We start from the raw sequence: 26570 nt of genomic DNA on the forward strand, positions 1-26570 counted from the left end.
ATGACACAGCAAGATGTTCAATTGTTTTCGCTAAGCCAGCCACAGCAACGGATTTGGTATACGGAGCTTCTGTATCCTAATAGGAACACATCGACAATTATTGCAACTGTAAAAATCAGGGGAACAGTTCGTATAGATGCCTTGCAGCAAGCAATGAACCGGGTAATTGCCCAAAATGATTCTTTTCGTATCAAAATTACTGCACAGGATGGGATTCCATATCAATATGTAGAGCCGTTTACGGCGGAAAGTATAGAAACAATCCAAGTTACCCCGGAAGAAGCAATTGTATGGTTAAAGCGTCATAATCCACAGCCGTTCTCATTGTTGGATTCGCAGCTGTACCGATTTGCTATCTTGCAGCTCGGAGCAGAAGAAACATGGTTTAATTTTAAAATGCATCATATTATTTCAGACGGCGTGTCCATGAATCAGGCCATTAATGAAATCACCGGACATTATATGGATATTGTGCATGGTACAGGTCGAGATGCACCGACCAAAGGCAATCCCTATCTGGATTTTATCCAGGTAGAGCAAAGCTATGAGCAATCAGACCGTTACCAAAAGGACAAAACGTATTGGACGGAAAAGTTTGCCGATTTGCCTGAGACTACAGGGTTGAAATCATATAACCCGCTGACACTGAGCACAGCTGCACGCCGGGAGAGCTTTATACTGGAACATGAGTTGTATCGTGGTGTTACGGCTTTTTGTGAGGAACATAAAATTAGTATTTTCACGTTCTTCCTGGCGGCTCTGTATATTTATTTGCATAAAGTGACGGGAGAGCAGGATTTAACCGTGGGGACACTCTATGCCAACCGTACGTCTAAGAAGGAAAAGGATACTATCGGTATGTTCGTCAGCACCGTGGCTACGCGTCTGTTGGTCGAACCAGAATCCGAACTGCTGACCTTCCTGCAAGGTGTAGGGAAGGAGCAGGCGTCCATTTTGCGGCATCAGCGTTACCCGTACAACAAAATTATTCAGGATTTGCGTGAACAGCAAAACAGTCTGGACATTCAGCGTCTGTTTGGTGCTTCCATTCAGTACCGTACATTGAGTTTCTCCCGTTTTGATGAAGCGATACAGCAGGTAGATAACGATTTCTGCGGAGATACGGTGAACGACTTCGATATTCACATGGTTGAAATGCTGGATGATGATAGACTCGTGCTGTACCTGGATTATCGTACCGAGCTGTTTAGTGAACAGGAAATTGCTCGAATTATTCGACAATTTTTGAGTGTGGCGGAGCATATGGTGCAGGGCCCACACAAGCGGATACAGGAATTGTCGCTGATCAGTGAGGAAGAACGAGCGCAAATCGTCGACGTATTCAATGCTACAGCGGTGGAGTATCCACACGAAGCAGGCATTCATGAGTTGTTTGAGGAACAGGCTGAACGTACACCGAATCAGACAGCAGTTGTGTTCGGAAATGTCCGTTTAACTTATGGCGAACTGAATGTAAGAGCAAATCGACTGGCTCACACGTTGCGCAGACACGGTGTTACCGCCGAGCAAACGGTAGGTATCGTTGCTGAGCGTTCCACGGATATGATCGTCGGCATGTTGGCGATTCTCAAAGCGGGCGGCGCATATGTACCGATTGACCCTGATTATCCGACTGAACGTGTACGTTACCTGTTGGAAGATTCGGGGGCGAAGTTGCTGCTGGTGCAGCGTGCAGAACAGCAACCAGAGGAATACACCGGAATTGTGCTGGATCTGAGCGATGCTAAGGTGTGCGGGGCAGAGAATGACCAAGGCTTGAATACCGTACATGGGGAGCAAAACGAGGCTTATCATGCGGATTATACCGATTATACAAATCTGGAAAATGAGATTTTGAATAAATCATCCTCGTCTGTCGTAGACAGCACTGGTGGAGAACAAGAACGTAAATTTGGAAACCGACTAGCTTATTTGATGTACACTTCGGGCACGACGGGACAGCCCAAAGGGGTTATGGTAGAACATCGCAATGTCGTGCGTTTGGTGAAACATACTAACTATGCGCAATTAGATGCTGATACACGCCTTTTGCAAACCGGCGCCGTTGTCTTTGACGCGTCCACCTTCGAAATTTGGGGTGCGCTATTGAATGGTGGACAGCTCGTGCTGGTAAGTCAGGATGTCATTTTGGACGCTCCAAAGCTCAAGGAAGCCGTGCGCAACCATGGTATCACGACAATGTGGCTGACTGCCCCGCTCTTTAACCAGCTATCTCAGCAGGACTTGGAGCTGTTCGAGGGGGTACAAGAACTGCTGGTCGGTGGTGATGTGCTGTCCGTACCGCATATTAACCGGGTACTGGAGGCTCATCCGTCCCTGCGGATTATTAACGGTTATGGCCCGACAGAAAATACAACTTTTTCTACAACTCATACGATTGCCAGCGTGCAATTGAAAGCGGTGCCGATTGGGCGTCCGATCCACAACTCCACAGCGTATGTCGTAGACCGTTCCATGCAGCTTCAGCCTGTCGGGGCATGGGGTGAACTGATCGTCGGCGGCGACGGGGTGGCACGTGGCTACCGGAACCGTCCGGATTTAACGGCTGAAAAGTTTATAGACAGCCCGTTTCGCAGCGGAGAGCGCTGCTACCGCACAGGCGATTTGGTGCGCTGGAATGAAGACGGGACGTTGGAATACAAAGGACGGATCGACGCACAGGTGAAAATTCGGGGCTACCGGATTGAGTTGGGCGAGGTGGAAGCACAGCTGTTGAAGCTGGAAGCAGTGCAAGAGGCCGTCGTCATTGCACGTGAGGATGAGCAGGTACAAAAACAGCTTTGCGCATATGTGGTCACCCTTGCGGATATCACGGCAAGTGAGCTTCGAAGCGCCTTGAGCCAGGAATTGCCGGGTTACATGGTGCCGTCGTATTTTGTACAAATGGAACAATTGCCGTTGACACCAAATGGCAAAGTGGATCGTCGGGCATTGCCGCAACCAGAAGGAAGCGTGGATTCCGGTGAGGATTACGTAGCGGCACGTAATGAGGTAGAACGGACGTTAGTGTCCGTGTGGCAATCTGTACTTGGTATCGAGCATATTGGTGTACTGGATAACTTTTTCCATCTGGGGGGCGACTCGATTAAGGCCATCCAGGTGTCTTCAAGACTGCTGCAAAATGGTTACAAGCTGGAAATGAGGGAGCTGTTCCAGTATCCGACGATTGCTGAGCTGAATGGACGAGTGCAGCGGGTGAGCCGTGTTTCCGATCAAGGAGAAGTCAGTGGCAACGTGACATTGACACCGATTCAACACTGGTTCATTGAACAGCAGCCATCCAATCCTGAACACTATAACCAGGCTCTGATGCTGCATCGTGAGGATCGACTGGACGAAACGGCGCTTCGTCAGGCACTGCAACGCATTGTTGAGCATCATGACGCTTTGCGCATCGTATTCCGCCAAAATGCGGACGGTGGGTATGAAGCATGGAACCGTGGCGTGCAAGAAGGAGAACTGTACAGCCTTGAAGTGGTTGATTTTACAAATGAGTCTGACTTTGCTCATTTGCTGGAGAACAAAGCCAACGAAATTCAAAGCAGTATCCGTCTAGATGAAGGCCCTTTGGTGAAGCTGGGTCTGTTCCGTTGCACCGATGGAGACCATTTGTTGGTAGCAATCCACCATTTGGTGGTCGACGGTGTGTCTTGGCGTATTTTGCTGGAGGATTTGGCAACAGGCTATGAACAGGCTTTACGGGGCGAGTCTGTCTGTTTGCCGAATAAAACGGATTCCTTCCGCCTTTGGGCTGATCAGCTGTCAGCTTATGCGACCAGCGCAGCATTAGAAAAGGAGCGTGCATACTGGCAGCAGCTGGAGGAAGTAGCGAAGAGTCAGGCATCCTTGCCTAAAGATTACACTCGTAAATCTCAGGCCAAGCCACAGCTTCGCGATGATCGGACGCTGACCGTAGCGTGGACGGCAGAAGAAACGGAACAATTCTTGAAACAAGCTCATCGTGCCTACAATACGGAAGCAAACGACCTGCTGCTGACAGCTCTGGGCACGGCAATTCAGGAGTGGGCAGGTATTCGTCAGGTGCTTGTAAATCTGGAGGGACATGGACGGGAAGCGATTTTGCCGGATGTAGATATTACGCGTACGGTCGGTTGGTTTACCAGCCAATTCCCGGTTGTACTCGATATGGATGAGGACCGGAATGTGGGACGGCGTGTCAAGAACGTCAAGGAAGGACTTCGCCGTCTGCCGCATAAAGGGATTGGGTACGGAATTTTGAGATATCTTGCTGGCGGGGAAGGAAATGCGGCTTTTGTTGCCGAGCCGGAAATCAGCTTTAACTATCTTGGCCAATTCGATCAGGATTTAAAGCAGAATGCATTCCGCATGTCTCCTTATTCCGTCGGAGCTTCCATAAGTGACACGTTGACCAAGCGGTATGCTCTGGATATTAACAGCATGATCACGGACGGTGCCCTGGAACTGACAATCAGCTACAGCAACAAAATGTTTATGAAAAAATCGATTAAAAAGCTGGCGGATTTGCTGCAGGAGAGCTTGCGTGAGGTCTTGGCTCACTGTGTGGCCAAAGAGCTGCCGGAGCTGACGCCAAGCGACTTGTCCTTCCAAGGACTGACGGCCGGAGAGCTGGATCATATTGTAGAGCAGACGGCTGCTGTCGGAGAACTGGAAAACATTTATTCGTTAACGCCGATGCAAAAAGGCATCCTGTTCCACGGCTTAATGGAGCCGCAATCTGGGGCGTACTTTGAGCAGGCGACATTTGATCTGCAAGGCCGCTTTCAAGTAGAGGCTTTTGCCGAGAGCCTCAATCAGCTGGTAGATCGCCATCAAATATTCAGAACGAATTTTTATAGCGGCTGGAATGAGCAACCTTTACAGGTAGTGTACCGCCACAAACCTGTCGGGTTCCGTTTTGAAGATATACGCTTGATGGGACAAGAAAAGCAGGACGCGTACATTGCTGATTTTGCTGAGCGCGACAAAGCCGAAGGCTTTAATTTTAGCTCCGGCGAGCTGATGCGGGTGTCTGTTTTGCGTACAGGCGAGGAGTCGTACCGTTTTGTGTGGAGCTTCCATCATATTTTGATGGATGGTTGGTGCTTGTTCCTGGTTGTCGGGGAAGCCTTCAACACGTATTTTGCCATCCTCGAAGACCGCAAACCGGAGTTAGCCTCAGTAACGCCTTACAGCAAATATATTGAATGGCTGGATCGGCAGGACAATTCAGAGGCTGAGCGGTTCTGGAGTGATTATTTTGCTGGTTTTGAGCAGCAGACGGTATTGCCGCAGGCAAAACAGCTGGACGGTCACGCTAAAGAATATGAAGCGGACAAGCTTTCGTTTACACTGGGCGGCGAAATGACGGAACGGATGAACAAGCTGGTTAAGCAGAAGCAAGTGACGGTCAACACACTCCTGCAAGCAGCGTGGGGCGTTGTGCTGCAACGGTATAACAACAGTCGGGATGTTGTATTTGGCAGTGTCGTATCCGGCAGATCAGCGGATATTCCGGGCATCGATAAAATGATTGGTTTGTTCATTAATACGGTTCCTGTACGGATTCACAGTGAAAAAGATATTACGTTTGCAGCGTTAATGAAGCAGATACAGGAGCAGGCTCTGGCTTCTCGTGCTTATGAAACCTATCCGTTGTATGAAATTCAGGCCCTGACTGAGCAGAAACAGGACCTGGTGAACCATATTATGGTGTTTGAAAACTACCCAGTGGAACAGCGCATGGAACAAATGGGTAGCCGTGGTAAGAATGGTTTTACGATTGCAAATGCTTCCGTGTCGGAGCAAACAAACTATGATTTCAATATTACGGTTGTACCGGGTGATGAAATTCATATTCATTTGGAATTCAACGCGCGAGTATTGGAACGTGCAGCAGTAGAGCAAATCCGCGAGCATTTGCTGCATATGATTGAAGAAGCGATTAACAGACCAGATGCGCTGGTAGATGAGTTGGAGCTAGTGACTGCTTCGGAAAAAGCGAAAATCATCGACGGTTTTGGATCAGTAGGCGTAGCTGCATGGAGTGATGAAAAGGAATCTGAATTGTTGTTCCACGCCTATGTGGAAGAACAAGCGCAGCTTGTGCCGGATCACGTGGCAGTGGTATACGATGAGCGGCAGCTTACGTATCGCGAGCTGAACGAGCGTGGGAACCAGCTTGCCCGTAGATTGCGAAAGGAAGGCATTGGACGCGAGTCGATTGTGGGTATTTTGAGCGAGCGCTCGGTGGATATGCTGGTCGGCGTACTAGCGGTATGGAAAGCCGGAGGCGCATATGTGCCGCTGGATGCGGATTATCCTTCAGAACGTATCCGCTTTATGCTCGAGGACAGCGGTGCGACAGTGCTGCTGACGCAAATCGGCTTGCAGGAGCGTGCACAGGGTTGGCTGGGGGAAAACCGACAGGTCTTGGTCGGAGGGCAGACTGAGGGCGAACTGGAAACAGCGGCTAGTGCTGAAACGATGGAAAGAGACAGCCTTAATGAAGGCTTAAGCTTGAAATCAGATTCAGGGCCTGACAGCGAAGCAGCATCCGAACCGACAACAGGGCTACGTCTGCATACCGTGCTGGCGCTGGACGATGAGTCACTGTACACCGGGGATGCCACGGATGTTGACCCTATCAATGAACTGCACGATCTAGCGTATGTGATCTATACGTCGGGGACAACGGGACGTCCGAAGGGCGTCATGATTGAACATCGCAGCTTGGTCAATACGGCTGCGGCGTATCGCCGGGATTACCGTCTGAACCAGTTCCCAGTACGACTGCTGCAACTCGCTAGCTTCTCCTTCGACGTGTTCGTCGGCGATATCGCGCGGACGCTTTATAACGGTGGAACGATGGTCATCTGCCCGAAAGATGATCGCATTGACCCAAGCCGTCTGTACGGCTGGATTCGTGATTATCAAATTACCGTGTTCGAATCCACTCCGGCCTTGATTATACCGTTTATGCAGCATGTGTATGAACAGGGCCTTGACATGAGCAGTCTGGAACTGCTGATTACCAGCTCGGATAGCTGTAGTGTGACGGATTACCGGGTGCTGCAAGAACGATTTGGCTCGGATGTTCGAATTATGAACAGCTATGGCGTCACGGAAGCGGCGGTCGACTCCAGCTTCTACGACGAAGAACTGTCGAAGCTGCCGGACAGCGGCAATGTACCGATTGGGCAGGCGTGGCTGAACGCACGCTTCTACATCTTGGATAGCCAGCTGAATCCGGTGCCGATCGGCGTACTGGGTGAACTGTGCATTGGCGGTGCTGGCGTGGCACGAGGCTACCTGAACCGTGCAGACCTGACAGCCGAGAAATTCGTAGCGAACCCGTACGTACCGGGTGAACGACTGTATCGCACAGGGGACTTGGCGCGGTGGATGCCGGACGGCAATGTGGACTTTATCGGCCGGATGGACTACCAGGTCAAAATCCGGGGATACCGGATTGAGCTGGGCGAGATTGAAACGGCAATCCAGCGGGTACCGGGTGTGCGTCAAGCGGTAGTCATCGACCGGACGGACGAGCGAGGACATAAGTATTTGTGCGGATACATCACGGGAGAAGCCGAGCTGCAGATTGAGGAGGTACAGGCCGAGCTGGAAGCCGGGCTGCCAGCGCATATGGTGCCTGCGCGTCTGATGCGGCTGGAGGCGATCCCGCTGACCAGCAACGGCAAAATCGACCGCAAGGCCTTGCCAGAACCAGAAGGCAGTATCCATACCGGAGCAGCCTATGTGGCACCGCGTACTACGGTGGAACAGGTATTAGCTTCGGTATGGGCCGGAGTACTGGGCGTGGAAGCCGTAGGCACGCAGGATAACTTCTTTGAGCTGGGCGGGGATTCGATCAAGGCCTTGCAAGTATCCTCCCGCTTGCTGCAAGCAGGTTATCGATTGAACATGAAAGACCTCTTCAGTTATCCGACGGTAGCGGCACTCAGTCCGTTGCTTCTTACAGATGGCAAGATGGCCAGTCAGGAAGAGGTCGTAGGCCAGGTGGAACTGACACCTATTCAGCGGTGGTTCTTCGAGCAGCAGCCTGCTGATCTGCACCACAGCAATCAGGCGATGATGCTGTATCGAGCTGGGCGCTTTGACGTCGACGCGCTTTGCCGTACGATGGACCGTATGGTCCAGCATCATGACGCACTGCGCACGGTATTCCGTGAGACGGAGCAGGGCTATGTTGCTTGGAACCGCAATGTAGAGGAAGGCGAGCTATACACGCTGGACATTGTAGATTTCAGCGGAGTGGAAGACGAATCCACCGCTGTTGAAGCTAAGGCGAGTGAAATTCAAGCTGGCATTCATTTGAGCAAGGGTCCGCTGGTGAAGCTCGGTCTGTTCCAGTGCGCGGAGGGCGACCATTTATTAATCGTCATTCATCATTTAATTGTGGACGGTGTATCATGGCGTATTTTGCTGGAGGATTTGGCATCCGGTTATGAGCAGGCTGTTGCAGGTCAAACAGGCACAGCTATTCGACTGCCGCATAAAACAGATTCCTTCCAGCTATGGGCCAACCAGCTGTCAACCTATGCCAATCAGGCGACGATGGAGCGGGAGTTTATCTACTGGCAGCATATCGAACAAGCAGAAGCCAGCCTCGCGAAGCCTTTGCCGAAGGATTTTGCGAATGACAATGCACGGCTCGGAGACAGTGAGGTCGTTACGGTCCGCTGGACGAAGCAGGAAACCGAGCAGCTGCTCAAACAAGCTCATCGCGCATACAACACGGAAATGAATGACCTGTTGCTGGCTGCGCTCGGAAAAGCGGTATATGACTGGTCTGGTTCCGAGCGGATCTTGGTCAACCTGGAGGGCCATGGACGGGAAGCCATTGTACCGGATGTGGATATTACGCGCACGGTCGGCTGGTTTACGAGCCAGTTTCCGGTTGTACTGGATGGAAGTTTGGGACAGGGCGGAAATACCGCTCGTTTGATCAAACGGATCAAGGAAGGGCTGCGTCATATTCCGCAAAAAGGCATCGGCTATGGCATTTTACGCTACCTGTCCGATATGAATGTGCTGGGGAAAGCAGGCGCACAGTTACAGGCTCAGCCTGAGATCAGTTTTAACTACCTGGGCCAATTCGATCAGGATTATAAAGGCAATGATCTACAGCCTTCCACCTATTCTATTGGTGTGCCTGTTAGCACGAACGCGACTATGGATTTTGCACTGGATATCAACGGATTAATCGAGGATGGCGAGTTGATGTTCACGATCCGCTACGGCACAACGCAGTTCCGTCATGAAACGATTGAACGGCTGGGAGAGCTGCTAGCATCTGGCTTGAGTGAAGTCATTCATCATTGCGTCACCCAAGAGAGAACGGTGTTGACCCCAAGTGATGTCTTGTTAAAACATGTAACGCTGGACGAGCTGGAGCAATTGGTGGAAGATACGCGAGATCTGGGCGAGCTGGAAAATGTGTATGCTTTGACGCCGATGCAAAAGGGCATGCTCTTCTTCAGTCTAATGGATGAGAGTTCGGCGGCTTATTTTGAACAGGCCACCTTTGAATTGAACGGACGGTTTGATGTGGTTACTTTCGGCAAGAGCTTGGATCTGCTCGTACAACGTCATGAGGCCCTGCGGACGAACTTTATCAGTTCATGGAAAGATGAGCCTGTACAGGTCGTTTTCCGCAACCGCAGCGGGCAATTATATTATGAAGACTTGCGCGGGCTAGAAAAAGAGGAACGAGATGCTCGTGTTGAAGCTTTTGTCATCGAGGATAAAGCGAAAGGATTCAATCTTGCAGAGGATGCACTCATTCGTGTCTCCATTTTGCAAACCGGGGATGAAACGTACCACTTTATTTGGAGCTTCCATCACATTTTGATGGATGGCTGGTGCTTGTCCTTTATGACACAGGAGGTATTCGGCAGCTATCTGGCACTGCGTGCGGGTCATGAGCCAGCGCTGGAGCCTGTCACGCCGTTCAGTCGATTTATTGAATGGCTGGAACGTCAGGACCGTGAGGCAGCCTTGCAATACTGGCGTGGGTATCTGGCGGACTATGAGCAGCAAATTACGCTTCCGCAGCAAAAAGCACAGCCGAAATCGATGCACACCGGGGAATATGTCGCTGAAGATCTGGATTGCGAATTCCAGCCAGAGTTGGTTGCCCAGATCGAACGGGTGGCAAAACAAAATCAGGTCACGATCAATACGCTGATTCAAACCGTATGGGGCGTTCTGTTGCAGAAATATAACAACAGTACGGATATCGTGTTCGGCAGCGTTGTGTCCGGTCGTCCCGGCGATATTCCAGGCGTGGAGCACATGATCGGGCTATTTATCAATACAATTCCAGTGCGTGTGCAGTCTGAACCAGGTGAAAGTTTTGTCGAGCTGATGAGACGAACACAGCGGCAGGCGCTGGCTTCCAATGCCTACGATGCGTTCCCGCTATATGAAATACAAGCACTGACCGAACAGAAGCAGGATTTAATCAATCATATTATGATATTTGAGAATTATCCGGTGGAGCAGCAGGTAGAGCAGTTGGGCAGTGATGGACAGGATAAATTTACGATTTCGAACGTGGTGTCTACAGAGGAAACCAACTACGATCTGAACGTCGTCGTGATGCCGGGAGAAGGCATCAAGATTCGTTTTATGTATAACACGCTCAGCTTTGATCAAGCAGGCATTGAGCGTTTGTATGGACATTTTGCACGTTTGCTGGAGCAAATTTCGCTCAACCCGCATGTTTGGGTGGAAGAGCTGGAACTACTCACAACAGCCGAAAAACAACAGATTACGGCGGCCTTTAATGACACCGCTTGTGCATTTCCGTCCCATCAGACGATCCATCAGCTGTTCGAGGAGCAGGTGGAGTGTACGCCAGATCAGGTGGCATTGGTGTTTGGACATCAGCGTCTGACGTATCAGGAGCTGAATGAACGGGCGAATTCATTGGCACGAATGCTTCGAGCCCAGGGAGTAGGACCTGACAAACTGGTCGGTCTGATGGTACAGCGCTCCGTGGAAATGATCGTAGGTCTGCTGGCTGTGCTAAAAGCAGGCGGTGCTTATGTGCCGATCGATCCCGAATTTCCGTCCTCTCGTATTCAATACATGCTGGAAGACAGCGAGGCCACAGTGCTTCTGACCCGTCGTGATTTGGCAGAAGAGCATCATTGCCATGCCAATGCCCTGTTTCTTGAGGATGCAGCATTGTATCAGGGAGAGCGCGGCAACCTGGAGACGATTGCCCGGCCAGAGCATTTGGCTTACGTCATCTATACCTCGGGTTCGACTGGAAATCCGAAAGGAGTTATGCTCCAGCATCGCTCGGTCCTCAACTTTATTACCGGGATGCGCGAAGTCATTGACTTTGAAGCGAGCCAAACCATGTTGTCACTGACGACCATTTCATTTGATATTTTCGTCTTGGAGACCCTCCTACCCCTGTTGGGCGGAATGACGGTGGTGCTTGGCGACAGCCAGCATCAGGTCAATCCTCAGGCGCTGGGTGAATTGATTACTCAACATTCGATTGAGATGTTGCAAATGACACCATCTCGGTTGCAGATGCTGCTGGGTCATGAAGCAGGTTCGCGCTCGCTGCAAGGCGTGAAGGCGATGATGGTTGGGGGCGAAGCCCTTCCGTCCAAGCTGCTCGCAGCACTGCAAGAAATAAACGGTCCCCGCATTTATAACATGTACGGACCTACAGAAACGACGGTGTGGTCGGCCGTACAGGAACTGACCCATGCTCAAGAGATTAATATCGGACGTCCTATCGCGAATACCCAAATCTATATCATGAATGCGAATGGGGAATTGCAGCCCGTCGGTGTACCGGGTGAGTTATGTATTGCAGGGGAAGGATTGGCCCGTGGGTATTGGAAACGTGAAGAACTGACGGCCGAGAAATTTGTGATTAATCCGTTTGCTGGTGGCAAGGCAGGCCATGAGCGGATGTATCGTACAGGCGATTTGGCGAGATGGATGCCAGACGGCAACATTGAATATTTGGGGCGGATGGACCATCAGGTGAAAATCCGGGGCTACCGAATCGAACTGGGCGAGATCGAATCGCAGCTGTTGCAGGTGGAGTCGGTACAAGAAGCGGTCATCATGGCCCGTACGGACGAAACGGGTCAAACACAGCTCGTGGCGTACTATGTGGCGAGTCAAGAACTGGGAGCCGGTGAGCTGAGACAGGAGCTGGGACAAGAACTGCCAAGCTATATGATGCCGTCGTATTTCATTCAGTTGGAGCAGATGCCGCTGACACCGAACGGTAAAATCGACCGCAAGTCCCTGCCAGCACCGGAAGGCAGTCTGCACAGCGGAGCAGATTATGTAGCGCCGCGCACTGCACCGGAACGAGCACTTGTAGCGGTCTGGCAGTCCGTCCTGGGCGTGCCAACCGTCGGTATGTTGGACAATTTCTTTGATCTGGGTGGCGATTCGATCAAGGCGATTCAAATCGTATCGCGTGCGTTCCAGGCCGGCTACAAGCTGGACATGAAAGATTTGTTCCGCTATCCCATCGTCACAACCCTGGCGCCGCATATGCACGAGGTCAGTCGTATGGCAGATCAGGGAGAAGTAAGCGGAGAAACGGCGTTGCTTCCGATCCAGCATGGGTTCTTTGCGCAGCAGCAAGTGGATGTGCATCACTTTAATCAGGCGGTGATGCTGCACCGGGAGCAGGGCTTTGACGAAGTTGCTTTGCGTCAGGCGCTTGGCAAACTAACAGAGCATCATGATGCTCTGCGGATGGTGTTCAGCAAGACCGAGCAAGGCTATCAAGCATGGAATCGCGGAATACAGGAAGGCGAGCTGTATCACCTGGACGTGCTGGACTTTACGAATTTGACGGATGAAACCCTGCTCAGCGCGGCAATGGAGGCGAAAGCCAGTGAAATTCAAAGCAGTATTCAACTGCATGAAGGGCCGCTGTTAAAGGCTGGCTTGTTCCACTGTGCAGATGGGGATCATCTCCTAATGGCGATTCATCATTTGGTCGTGGACGGGGTATCCTGGCGTATTTTGTTTGAGGATTTGGCTGTAGCCTATGAACAGGCAATCCGTAAAGAGGCACTCCAATTACCGGACAAAACGGATTCCTTCCGTTCCTGGTCACAAAAACTTTCCGAGTATGCGAATAGCGCAGCTATGGACAGTGAATACGCCTACTGGAAACAATGGAACGCATCCGCTTTGTCTGACCAAGTACGTTTGCCTGAGGATCAAGCGCAGGCTAAACCGTTTACCTTGGCTGATACGGATACAGTGGTCGTCCAGCTTACGGAAGAAGAGACAGAAAAACTATTGAAGCAAGCGCACCGCGCGTATAACACGGAAGTGAACGATCTGCTTCTGACGGCTTTGGGCATGATGCTGTACACATGGACCGGCCATGAACGCAGCCTGATTCATTTAGAGGGACACGGACGGGAGGACATTTTGCCGGATACGGACATTTCTCGTACGGTAGGCTGGTTTACGAGTCCATATCCGGTATGGCTGGACATCGGTCGTGATCACGCTTTGTCGGAACGCATCAAACAGGTCAAAGAGAGCCTGCGTCGTATCCCGAATAAGGGAATGGGCTACGGAATCTGGAGATATTGGGGTGAATCCGGCCAAGCCATTAGTCAGCAAGCAGATGTACTGAATCTTGGTCAGCATCAAGCTTTTGCCGAGCCGCAAGTGAGCTTTAACTATCTCGGACAGTTGGATCAAGACTTGCCAAACAGCGATATTCGGATGTCTCCTTATTCGATGGGATCGGTCGTGAGTGGCCGGACGAAGTTGAAATATGCGCTGGATGTGAGTGGAATCGTCACCAATGGCATCTTGGAACTCGACATTCGGTATAACGGCAAGGCCTTCCGTAAGGACACAGTCCACATGCTAGCCAACCTGCTGAAATCCAATCTGCTTGAAGTGATCGAGCATTGTGTGACACGGGAGCAGGCCGAATTGACTCCAAGTGATGTACTGTTTAAAGGTCTGACCCTGGAGCAATTCGATACGATTAAGGAACAGACCCAGACGGTTGGGGAATTGGAGAATGTATACCCACTGACTCCAATGCAAAAGGGGATGCTGTTCCACAGTCTGATGAATGCAGAAACAGGTGTGTATTTTGAGCAGGCAACCTTTGATCTTGAGGGCCACTTTGCGCCATCTATATTCGAGGAAAGCTTAAAGCTGCTGGTTAGCCGGCATGCGATATTACGGACGAATTTCTACAGCGGCTGGCATGGTCAACCCTTGCAAATTGTCTACCGTCATAAAGATCCGAGCTTCCGTTATGAGGATGTCAGAGGGCGTGAACAGGCTGTAGCTGAATTTGTGTCTCAGGACAAAGCTCGTGGCTTTGATTTAGGCAAGGATGCACTTATGCGCGTAGCTGTTTTCCGCACGGGTGATCGCTCATACCGTTTTGTATGGAGCTTCCATCATATCGTGATGGACGGCTGGTGCCTGTCCCTGATGACGGACGAAGTGTTTGGTGCATATGCTGCCTTGCTGGAGAACAAGCAGCCAGAGCTCGCACCTGTCAAGCCGTATAGTGACTATATCGAATGGTTGGAACACCAAGATGCACAGGAAGCGACCCGTTATTGGAGTGACTATTTGGCAGGCTTTGAGCAGCAAACCTTGTTGCCTGGTGAGAATACGCAAGTTTCTGTAACAGAACGGGATGACGACACAAACAGAAGCGGTCAAAGTTCAAATTCCGGCTATGTTTTGGAAAAGTTGCCATTTATGCTAGGTAAAGAGCGGAGTGCCGCATTAAACCAAATGGCCAAGCAACAACATGTCACGATTAACACATTGCTGCAAAGCGTTTGGGGCGTTATTTTACAGAAATATAATAATCATCAGGATGTCGTGTTTGGTAGTGTGGTATCGGGTCGTCCGGCAGAAATTCCAGGTGTGGAGAGCATGATCGGTTTGTTTATCAACACGATTCCGATACGCATATGCAGTGCACCGGATGCTACATTTGCTGACATATTGCAGCGTACGCAGGAACAGGCGCTGGCCTCCAGTGTCTATGACACGTTCCCGCTCTACGACATTCAGGCACAGACTGAACAAAAACAAGACCTGATCAATCACATCATGGTCTTTGAAAACTACCCGATTGGGCAGCAGATGAAGCAGATGGGCGGTTCCGGCGAAGCAGACGCACACACAGTTTTCTCCATTGCTAATGTGGAACTTACAGAGCAAACCAACTACGATTTTAACCTGATTGTCGTGCCTGATGAAGATATCTCTATCCTGCTTGAGTACAATGCTTTGGTGTATAACCGGTCTGCAATAGAGCGTATCCAAGGTCATATCGACCACGTCATCGGACAAATCGTAGACAACCCGGATATCCGTGTGAATGAGCTGGCATTGGTAACAGCGGAAGAGCAGACACAGATCGTTCAGGTCTGGGGCGATACGGCAGCAGCCTATCCGCAGGATCAAACGCTAAGCAGTCTGTTTGAGCAGCAGGCAGCGAATACACCGGAGCAAGTGGCGGTGTTGTGCGGAGCGGAGTTGTTGACCTACGCGGAGCTGAACGAGCGAGCCAACCGTCTCGCACGCACCTTGCGTGCGCAAGGGGTTGAACCGGATCAGCCTGTAGGCATACTGGTTCACCGTTCCCTAGACATGATCGTAGGCATCTATGCGATCCTGAAGGCCGGCGGAGCTTATGTGCCGATCGATCCAGAATATCCGGCTGATCGCATCCGCTTTATGCTGGAGGACTCGGGCGCGAAGTTGGTGCTGACGCAATCGCATTTGGCGGAGCAAGCATTGCTGAGTTTCGACGGTCAGGTGCTGGTGCTGGATCGCGAGGACATTTACCACGAAGATGGCTCAAATCTGGAGCTACTGGCGGGGCCGCACCATGTAGCCTATGTCATTTATACCTCTGGCTCCACGGGAAAACCGAAAGGCGTGATGGTGGAGCATCATTCTGTGCTGAACCGGATTTTGTGGATGCATGATCGGTACGGTTTGAGTGCGGAAGATACGATCCTGCAAAAGACCGCCTTCACGTTCGACGTATCGGTGTGGGAGCTGTTCTGGTGGTCGCTGGTCGGCTCGAAGGTAAGCTTGCTGTCCGTGGGCGGGGAAAAGAACCCGGAAGACATCGTCGACGCGATTGCCCACGATGGCGTGAGCACGATGCACTTTGTACCGGCCATGGTGCATGCGTTCCTGGAGTATGTGGAGCAGCAGCCACGGGAAGTGATGCAAGCGAAGCTGGGCACGCTGCATCATGTCTTTGCCAGCGGTGAAGCCTTGCCGCCACAGCATGTGGCCCGCTTCCAGCGGCTCGTGTCGAGCTTGGCCGGAGCGAAGCTGGTCAACCTGTATGGACCAACGGAAGCGACGGTGGACGTATCGTACTTCGATTGCGAGCCGTCAGAGGAATATGCAGTGATTCCCATCGGGAAACCGATTCAAAATATCCGTCTGTACATCGTGAAGGAAGGCACGGAGCAATTGCAGCCGATCGGGGTTGCAGGGGAGCTGTGCATCGGTGGTGTCGGCGTAGCCCGCGGTTACCTGAACCGTCCGGAGCTAACGGCAGAGAAATTCGTTGCCGATCCGTTTGCAGGCGGGGAAGCAGGCTATGAACGGATGTACCGCACGGGCGATTTAGCTAGATGGATGCCGGACGGGAACATTGAATATCTGGGCCGGATCGATCATCAGGTGAAAATCCGGGGCTACCGGATTGAACTGGGTGAAGTGGAATCGCAACTGCTGCAAGTGGAATCGGTACGAGAAGCGGTGGTCATGGCTCGTACGGATGAAACGGGCCAAAAACAAATGGTGGCGTATTATGTCGCGGGACAAGAAATCCGTGCCAGCGAGCTGAGAAGTGAGCTGGGCCGAGAGCTGCCAAGCTACATGGTCCCATCGTACTTTGTACAGCTGGAGCAAATGCCACTGAGTCCCAACGGCAAAATCGACCGCAAGGCCTTGCCGGCACCGGAAGGCGGCCTGCAAACTGGAGCCGATTATGCAGAGCCGCGTACGGCGCAAGAACGCGCTTTGGTAGCAGTTTGGCAGTCCGTACTGGGACTACAGACGGTCGGTATTTTGGACAATTTCTTTGATCTGGGCGGCGATTCCATCAAAGCCATCCAAATCGCATCTCGTACGTTCCAGACTGGTTATAAGCTGGACATGAAGGATTTGTTCCAGTATCCAACGGTTGCAGCCCTGGCACCGCATATGCATGAGGTTCGTCGTTTAGCAGATCAAGAAGAAGTGAGCGGGGAAACCGCGCTGCTTCCAATCCAGCATTGGTTCTTTGCCCAGGAGCGCGAGCGTCCGCAGCACTTTAATCAAGCGGTCATGCTCTATCGCGCGGAGGGCTTTGAGGAGACGGCAATTCGTCAAGTCATGGATCACCTTGTGAAGCATCATGATGCGCTTCGTACGGTTTTCCATCAGGTTCTCGCAGGTTATACGGCTTGGACACGCCCTGTAGAGGAAGGCACGCTGTATACGCTGGAAACGGTGGACTACCGTAAACAGGAAACCTATGCGGAAGCGCTGGAAGCGAAGGCAACGGAAATCCAAAGCGGCATGGACCTGTCCGCAGGACCGTTGGTGAAGCTGGGATGGTTCCGTACCACTGAGGGCGACCATCTGCTAATCGCCATTCACCATTTGGTGGTGGACGGAGTGTCGTGGCGGATTCTGTTTGAAGATTTCTCGACAGGCTACGAGCAGGCGATCAAGGGTGAGCCTGTACGATTGCCTTATAAAACAGATTCCTTCCAAACGTGGGCACAGGAGTTATCTTCTTACGCCAACCGTCCGGAGGCTGCATCGGATGCGTCGTATTGGAAGCAGGTAGAGCAAGCCAAAGCTGCGATTGCTCCGCTGCCTAAGGATTTTGCCTACGAGGGCTCCTTAAACGCAGACAGCGAAGTGCTGACCGTAGAGTGGACCGAAGCTGAAACGCAGCAGCTGTTAAAGCAGGCCCATCGCGCCTATAACACCGAGGTCAATGATTTGCTGCTGACCGCGCTAGGACTGGCGGTGCACCACTGGACAGGCGCAGGCCATGTGCTGGTGAACCTGGAGGGCCATGGCCGGGAAGCGATCCTGCCAGAGGTGGATATTACGCGTACGATCGGCTGGTTCACGAGCTTGTATCCGGTGCTGCTGGAGACTGGCAAGGAAATGACACTGGCTCAGCGGATTAAAGAAACGAAGGAAGGACTGCGCCAGATACCGCATAAAGGGCTGACCTATGGCACCTGGCGCTACTTGTCCCCTGCGTTTGCATCGGATGAAGCGCATGCGATTGCAGTAGAACCGGAAATCAGCTTTAACTATTTGGGTCAGGTCGATCAGGATGTGAAAAACAGCGGGATCACGTTGTCCTCCTACAGTGCAGGGGAGACAGAGGATGCCGATTCGTCGTTACTGTACACGCTGGATTTAAATGCAATGATCTCAGAAGGCACGCTGCGTTTGACGATCGCTTATAGCCGTAAGCAGTATCGTAAGGAAACGCTGGAACGTGTGGCGAGCCTGCTGCAATCCGCTTTGCAAGAGGTGATTACGCATTGCGCGGCTCAGGAGCAATCGGAGCTGACCCCAAGTGATGTGTCCTTCAAAGGTCTGACGACTGGAGAGCTGGAACAGGCGGCACGTATCGGTGAGCTGGAAAATGTATACGCACTGACACCGATGCAAAAGGGAATGCTCTTTTACAATCTGATGGATTCGCAATCGGGAGCTTATTTTGAACAGGCCTCCTTTAATCTGCGTGGACATTTTAATATTGCTGCATTTGCGGCCAGTCTGGATGTCTTGGTGCAGCGGCATACGGTACTGCGTACGAACTTCTACAGCGGCTGGAAGGATGAACCGCTGCAGGTCGTGTACCGGAATAAGCGCAGTGAATTATATGTTGAGGATTTGCGGGATATGGAGCAAGTGAAGCAAAACGAGTACATCCTCGAATATACGCGCAAAGACAAGCAAAAAGGCTTTGATCTGGCGCAAGATGCTTTGATGCGTGTTGCTGTTTTGCGTACAGGTGAGGATGCGTACCGTTTTGTCTGGAGCTTCCATCATATCGTGATGGACGGCTGGTGCTTGTCGCTGGTGACCAACGAAGTGTTTGCGAGTTATTTTGCGATCCTGGCCCATAAGCAGCCTGAACTGGCGCCTGTAACGCCGTACAGTCAATATATCGAATGGCTGGAACAGCAAGATCGTCAGGCCGCATCAGGTTACTGGAGCAAGGTTCTGGAAGGATATGAGGAGCAGTCCCGCCTGCCACAGGCTAAAATGCAGGGCAAAACAGGATATCAGGCGGATCGTCTGGATTTTGACTTGGGCGCAGAGCTCACAGCTGGTATTCAGCGCATAGCCAAGCGTTATCAGGTCACCGTCAATACGTTGATGCAGACCGTTTGGGGCCTTTTGCTGCAAAAATATAATGGCACAGATGATGTGGTGTTTGGCAGCGTGGTATCTGGACGTCCGGCAGACATTCCGAATGTGGAGCACATCATTGGTCTGTTTATCAATACGATTCCGGTGCGTATCCGCAGTCAAATGGACAGTTTATTCTCCGATGTGATGAAGCAAACCCAGGAGCAATCGATTGCTTCCCATACCTATGATACGTATCCGTTGTATGAAATTCAGGGGTTGTCGGAGCTTAAACAGGATTTGATCAATCATATTCTTATTTTTGAGAACTATCCGGTAGAGGAGCAATTGGAGCAATTAGGTAGCAGCGAGGCGTCCAGCTTCAGTATCACAGGAGCCGAGTCTGTCGAGCAGACCAACTATGACTTTAACCTGGTGGTACTGCCGGGGAACACCATTCATATGAGCTTTGGTTATAATGCCCTTGCCTTTGATCGGGAAAGTGTAGAACAAATTCGAGGTCATCTGGTGCAGTTGCTGGAACAGGTGACAGCGAATCCGGACATCCGTGTACATGAACTGGATATGGTTACCATGCAGGAGCGTGAGCAAATCGTTGAGGTTTGGGGGAATACAGCGGCAGCTTATCCAAGCGAGCAAACGATTTACGGCTTGTTCGAGGCGCAAACTGCGCAGACACCGGAGCAGACAGCCTTGTTCTTTGAAGGAGAGACGCTGACTTATCATGAGCTGAATGCACGCGCCAATCGTCTGGCTCGTACCTTGCGTAGTCAAGGCGTGAAGAAAGATCGTTTGGTAGGTCTGATGACCGAGCGCTCGGTGGACATGATCGTGGGTATCTTCGGGATTTTAAAAGCCGGGGGTGCATATGTCCCCATCGATCCAACCTATCCGGAGGAGCGTATCCGCTACATGCTGGACGACTCGGGTGCGAAGCTGCTGTTGACGCAAAGTCATCTGGTGGACAAAGCAGTTATTGATGGCCAAGTGCTGGTGCTGGATGGAGCACAAACGGTGTACCACGAGGATGGTTCCAATCTGGAGCCGTGGTCCGGCCCGAACGATTTGGCGTATGTGATTTATACGTCGGGGACAACGGGGCAGCCGAAGGGTGTAATGCTGGAGCATCACGGGCTGTGCAATCTGAAAACGTATTTTGATCAGACGCTCAAGATTCGTACGTCGGATCATGCGTTGCTGTTCGCCAGCTATTCGTTTGATGCAGCTTGCTGGGAAATCTTCCAAGCCTTGTTCTGCGGAGCCACGTTATATGTGCCAACGTCAGAAACGATTTTGAACTACGAGCGGTTTGAGCAATATATGGCGGATCACCACATCACGGTGGCCGCTTTACCGCCGACCTATGCGGTGTATCTGGAGCCGCAGCGGATGCCAAACCTGCGTATTCTATTCACTGCGGGTTCAGCATCTTCCACAGGACTGGTATACAAGTGGAAGGATCAGGTGGCGTACTACAATGGCTATGGTCCAACCGAAAACTCGGTCGCGACGTCGATCTGGCCGGTATCCGAGGATGAAAGGGCAGGACAACTGATTTCCATCGGACGTCCTGTGCCGAATCACCAGGTATACATGGTGGATGTGCATGGACATTTGGCTCCGGTAGGCGTAGCAGGTGAACTGTGCGTGTCTGGTCCAGGTCTGGCGCGTGGATATTTGGATCGTCCAGAACTGACGGCGGAGAAATTTGTACCGAATCCGTTTGCGGCTGGCGAAGTCGGCTATGAACGCATGTACCGTACGGGTGACTTGGCGAGATGGATGCCCGACGGCAACATCGAATATTTGGGCCGGATCGACCATCAAGTAAAAATCCGGGGCTACCGGATCGAGTTGGGCGAAGTCGAGGCACAAATATTGAAAGTGGAAGACGTGCAAGAGGTTATCGTCCTGGCCCAAGCGGACGAACAAGGACAAAACCAACTGGTGGCGTACTATGTCGCTGAAAGAGACGTAAGCGCGGGTGAGCTGCGCAGCTTGCTGGGTGAGGAGCTGCCCAACTATATGGTACCTTCGTACTTCATCCAGCTGGAGCAGATGCCGCTGACACCGAACGGCAAAATCGACCGCAAGGCCCTGCCCGCACCGGAGGGTAGCCTGCAAAGCGGAGCGGATTATGTAGAGCCGCGCACAGCGCTGGAGCAGACGTTGGTTTCGATTTGGCAGTCTGTATTAGGAGCGAAGAGCGTCGGGATTTTGGATAATTTCTTTGATCTGGGCGGTGATTCGATCAAAGCGATCCAGGTATCCTCCCGCTTGCTGCAAGCGGGCTACAAGCTGGACATGAAGGATTTGTTCCAATATCCTTCAGTCTCGCTGCTGAGTGGTCATGTACACAAGGTCAGCCGCACAGCCGATCAGGGCGTGGTTTCGGGAAGTGTTAAACTGACGCCGATTCAGCAATGGTTCTTTGGATTATCATCAGCAGAGCCGCATTATTTCAACCAGTCGGTGATGCTGCATCGAGCAGAAGACTTCGATCTAGATGCATTGCATCACACGGTGACCAAGCTGACGGAGCATCATGATGCATTGCGTATGGTCTTCCGTCAGACCGAACAGGGCTATGAAGCGTGGAATCGCGGTTTGGATGAAGGCGAGCTGTACAGTCTGGACGTTGTTGATTTGACAGGCGTCGAAGACGCGGCAGAGGTCGCGATGGCGATTGAAACGAAAGCCAATGCCATCCAAAGCTCCATTCGTCTGGACGAAGGACCGCTGATGAAGCTGGGACTTTTCCGCTGCATGGATGGGGATCATTTACTGATTGCGATCCACCATTTGGTCGTAGACGGGATTTCATGGCGGATTGTGTTCGAGGATTTTGCCTCGGGATATGAACAGGCCGTTCGGGGAGAAGCAATTCGCTTGCCCTATAAAACGGACTCTTTCTCTGCTTGGGCAGAGCAGTTGTCTCAATATGCGAACAGTCCGGCGATCGACAACGAACGCGAATATTGGCAGCGTCTTGCCCAAGTGGAAATTGCATCGCTACCTAAGGATCAAGAAAGAGCGACAGGACAGCATTTTGTGGTCAGAGACAGTGAAACGGTGAGCGTGGCTTGGAGCGAACAGGAAACCCGGCTGCTGCTTCAGGAAGCACATCGTGCATACCACACCGAGGTCAATGATCTGCTGTTAACTGCACTCGGTACTGCATTGTACAACTGGAGCGGTCAGGAGCGTGTGCTAGTCAATCTGGAGGGGCATGGCCGGGAAGCCATTGTTCCAGATATCGACGTCACCCGTACCGTGGGTTGGTTTACGAGTCAATATCCGGTACTGCTAGGTGTGGATGGGAAGGCGGAAGTAGGGCAGCGCATCAAGCGGGTAAAAGAGGACCTGCGTCATGTGCCGCATAAGGGCATTGGCTACGGTATTCTGAAATATTTGTCTCAGTATGATGCTGATTCTTTCTTAACCTTGCAGCCTGAGATCAGCTTTAACTATTTGGGACAATTTGATCAGGACTTGGAAAATGGTGAGATCACGCTGTCTTCACATCTAGGTGGAGAGCCGATGAGTGATCATACCGTACTGGAGCAGCCGCTGAATGTGAACGGCATGATTACAGCAGGTGTGCTGACACTGGAGATTCGCTATGACAGTAAGGTATATCATCAGCAAAATGTAGAAAATTTTGCACAGATGCTACGGGAAAGCTTGCAGGAAGTGATCGCTCATTGTACCTCCCAAGAGCGGAGTGAGCTAACCCCAAGCGATGTCTTGTTCAAAGGCTTGTCGTTAGAACAGCTGGAACAATTGACGGAGCAAACAGCTTCTCTGGGCGAGCTGGAAAATGTGTATGCTCTCTCACCAATGCAGAAGGGGATGCTGTTCCATAGTCTGATGGAGCCGGACTCAGGCGCATACTTCCAGCAAGCGTCGTTTGATCAAAAAGGCAGCTTTGATGTTGCTATTTTCCGCAAGAGTCTGGATGTACTGATACAGCGTCATGAAGCGCTACGGACGAATTTCCATCGATTTGAGACAGGGAACGGTCAGGAGCCATTGCAAATCGTGTTCCGTCACAAGGATAGCGACCTTTCCTTCAAGGATATTCGCGAAATGCCGAAAGCGGAGCAACAGGCGTATATCCAGGCGTTTAAGCAGGAGGACCAAGCTAGAGGTTTTAATCTCGCTACCGATGCACTCATGCGTGTACAGGTATTGCAAATAGATGAAGAAACGTATCATTTGGTATGGAGTTTCCATCACATTGTCATGGACGGCTGGTGCTTATCGCTCGTTACAGGCGAGGTGTTTGGTACGTACTTTGCGCTGCTGGAGCAGAAACAGCCGGAGCTTGCTCCGATCACACCGTATGGCCAATATATCGAATGGTTAGAGCGTCAGGATGAACGTGCGGCAAAAGAGTATTGGAGCAGCTATTTGGCGGGCTTTGAACAGCAGACGTTGTTACCTGGATCGGATATTTCATCGAAAGACCAAGTGGCGGACAGCAGGGATCATACGGTGTCCACTTCAGCAAGTGAAACCAGCAAATATATCTCTGAAAAAATAACGGTAGATCTGGACCCAACGTGGAGCGAAGCTATACACCGGATTGCGAAGCAGCAGCAGGTCACGATTAATACGCTGATGCAGAGCGTGTGGGGCCTTATTTTGCAGAAATATAACAATAATGAGGATGTTATTTTTGGTAGTGTCGTATCTGGACGTCCAACGGATATTGCCGGCGTAGAGCATATGATTGGTTTGTTCATTAATACCATACCGGTGCGGATTCAAAGTGAACGGAATGCCACTTTTGTGGAAGTGATGCGGAAAACGCAGGAACAGGCTCTGGCCTCGGGAGCCTATGACAGCTTCCCGCTATATGAGATTCAGGCGCTGACCGAGCAGAAGCAGAACCTGATTAACCACATTATGGTATTTGAGAATTATCCGGTAGAGGAGCAAGTTGAGCAGCTTATCGAAGTTCGTCCGTCCGCGTTTGACATTACGAATGTGGAGGTTGTTGAGCAAACGAACTATGATCTGGACTTGATTGTGATGCCCGATGAAACCTTCCGTATCATGTTTAGATATAACGCGAATGTGTACGATCGGGCTACGATAGAGCGAATGCAGGGACATGTACTGCATGTCATCAAGCAAATCGTGAACAATCCACATATCCGTGTGAATGAGCTGGCATTGGTGACAGCGGAAGAGCAGGCACAGATTGTTCAGGTGTGGGGAGATACGGCGGCAGCCTATCCACAGGATCAAACGCTAAGCAGTCTGTTTGAGCAGCAGGCAGCGAATACACCGGAGCAAGTGGCAGTACTGTGTGGTGAAGAGTCGTTGACCTACCGTGAGCTGAACGAACGAGCCAACCGTTTGGCCCGGACCTTGCGTGCGCAAGGGGTTCAGCCGGATCAGCCCGTGGGCATCCTGGTTCACCGTTCGCTGGACATGATCGTAGGCATCTATGCGATCCTCAAGGCCGGCGGAGCCTATGTGCCGATTGATCCGGAATATCCGGCCGATCGTATCCGCTTTATGCTGGAGGACTCGGGAGCGAAGCTGGTGCTGACGCAAGTGCATCTGTCTGAGCAAGCCTCGCTGAGTTTCGACGGCCAGGTGCTGGTGCTGGATCGTCAGGAGCAGGCTGGCCAAGACATTTACCACGAAGACGGTTCGAATCTGGAGCCACTGGCTGGGCCACACCATGTCGCCTATGTCATTTATACGTCCGGCTCCACTGGGAAACCGAAGGGCGTGATGGTGGAACACCATTCTGTGCTGAACCGGATTTTGTGGATGCATGATCGGTACGGCTTGAGTGCGGATGATACGATCCTGCAAAAGACCGCCTTCACCTTCGACGTGTCGGTGTGGGAGCTGTTCTGGTGGTCGCTGGTCGGCTCGAAGGTAAGCCTGTTGTCCGTAGGCGGGGAAAAGAACCCGGAAGACATCGTCGACACCATTGCCCGCGATGGCGTGAGCACGATGCACTTTGTACCTGCCATGCTGCATGCGTTCCTGGAGTATGTGGAGCAGCAGCCACGGGAAGTAATGCAAGCGAAGCTAGCAACGTTGCGTCATGTCTTTGCCAGCGGCGAAGCATTGCCATCGCAGCATGTGGCCCGGTTCCAACGGCTTGTGTCGAGCCTGGCCGGGGCGAAGCTGATCAATCTGTACGGACCGACGGAAGCGACGGTGGATGTATCGTACTTCGATTGCGAGCCGGATGTGGAATATACGGTTATCCCGATCGGAAAACCGATTCAGAACACTCGTCTGTACATCGTCAAGGAAGGCACGGAGCAATTGCAGCCGATTGGGGTGGCAGGGGAGCTGTGTATCGGCGGTGTTGGCGTAGCCCGAGGCTATCTGAACCGTCCGGAACTGACGGCCGAGAAATTCGTTGCCGATCCGTTTGCCAGCGGGGAAGCCGGGTATGAACGGATGTACCGCACTGGTGACTTGGCGAGATGGATGCCAGACGGCAACATTGAATACTTAGGCCGGATCGACCATCAGGTGAAAATCCGGGGGTACCGGATTGAGCTGGGCGAGGTCGAAACGCAGCTGCTCCAAGTGGAATCGGTACGCGAAGCGGTGGTCATGGCTCGTGCGGATGAAACGGGCCAAAAACAAATGGTGGCCTACTATGTTGCGGGGCAAGAGCTCGGTGCTAGCGAGCTGAGAAGTGAGCTGGGCCGGGAGCTGCCAAGCTACATGGTACCATCGTACTTTGTACAGCTGGAGCAAATGCCGCTGAGTCCCAATGGCAAGATTGACCGCAAGGCCCTGCCAGCACCGGAAGGCAGCCTACAAACCGGAGCCGATTATGTCGCACCGCGAACGTGGGTGGAAGTGAAGCTGGCGCAAATTTGGCAGGATGTGCTGGGCCTGGCGCAGGTCGGCGTGAAGGAAAACTTCTTCGAGATTGGTGGACACTCGTTGCGGGCGACGACACTAGCCTCGAAGATTCACCAAGAGCTGAACAAGCCACTTCCTCTGCGCAGCATTTTTGAAGCACCAACCATTGAACAACTGGCAGCTGTTCTGGAAGGGCTGGATCAGGTGGCGTATGCGTCCATTCCGGTAACGGAAGAACGTTGCTTCTATCCACTGTCCTCGGCGCAAAAACG

General features: G+C 51.8%; 1 protein-coding gene (cut by a window edge). It reads left to right on the top strand.

The genetic code is table 11. The annotated features are described in order from the left end of the window. Positions 1–26570 carry the 5' portion of a non-ribosomal peptide synthase/polyketide synthase gene (locus NSQ68_RS11610; protein ID WP_342428885.1) on the top strand. The gene runs 15853 nt beyond the window's last position, so only the first 26570 of its 42423 coding nucleotides appear in the window; it begins with the start codon at positions 1–3; its stop codon lies beyond the right edge, outside the window.

Origin of the sequence: Paenibacillus sp. FSL L8-0158 (assembly GCF_038592965.1) — a bacterium.
In the GTDB taxonomy this organism is placed as follows: Bacteria; Bacillota; Bacilli; order Paenibacillales; family Paenibacillaceae; genus Paenibacillus; species Paenibacillus polymyxa_D.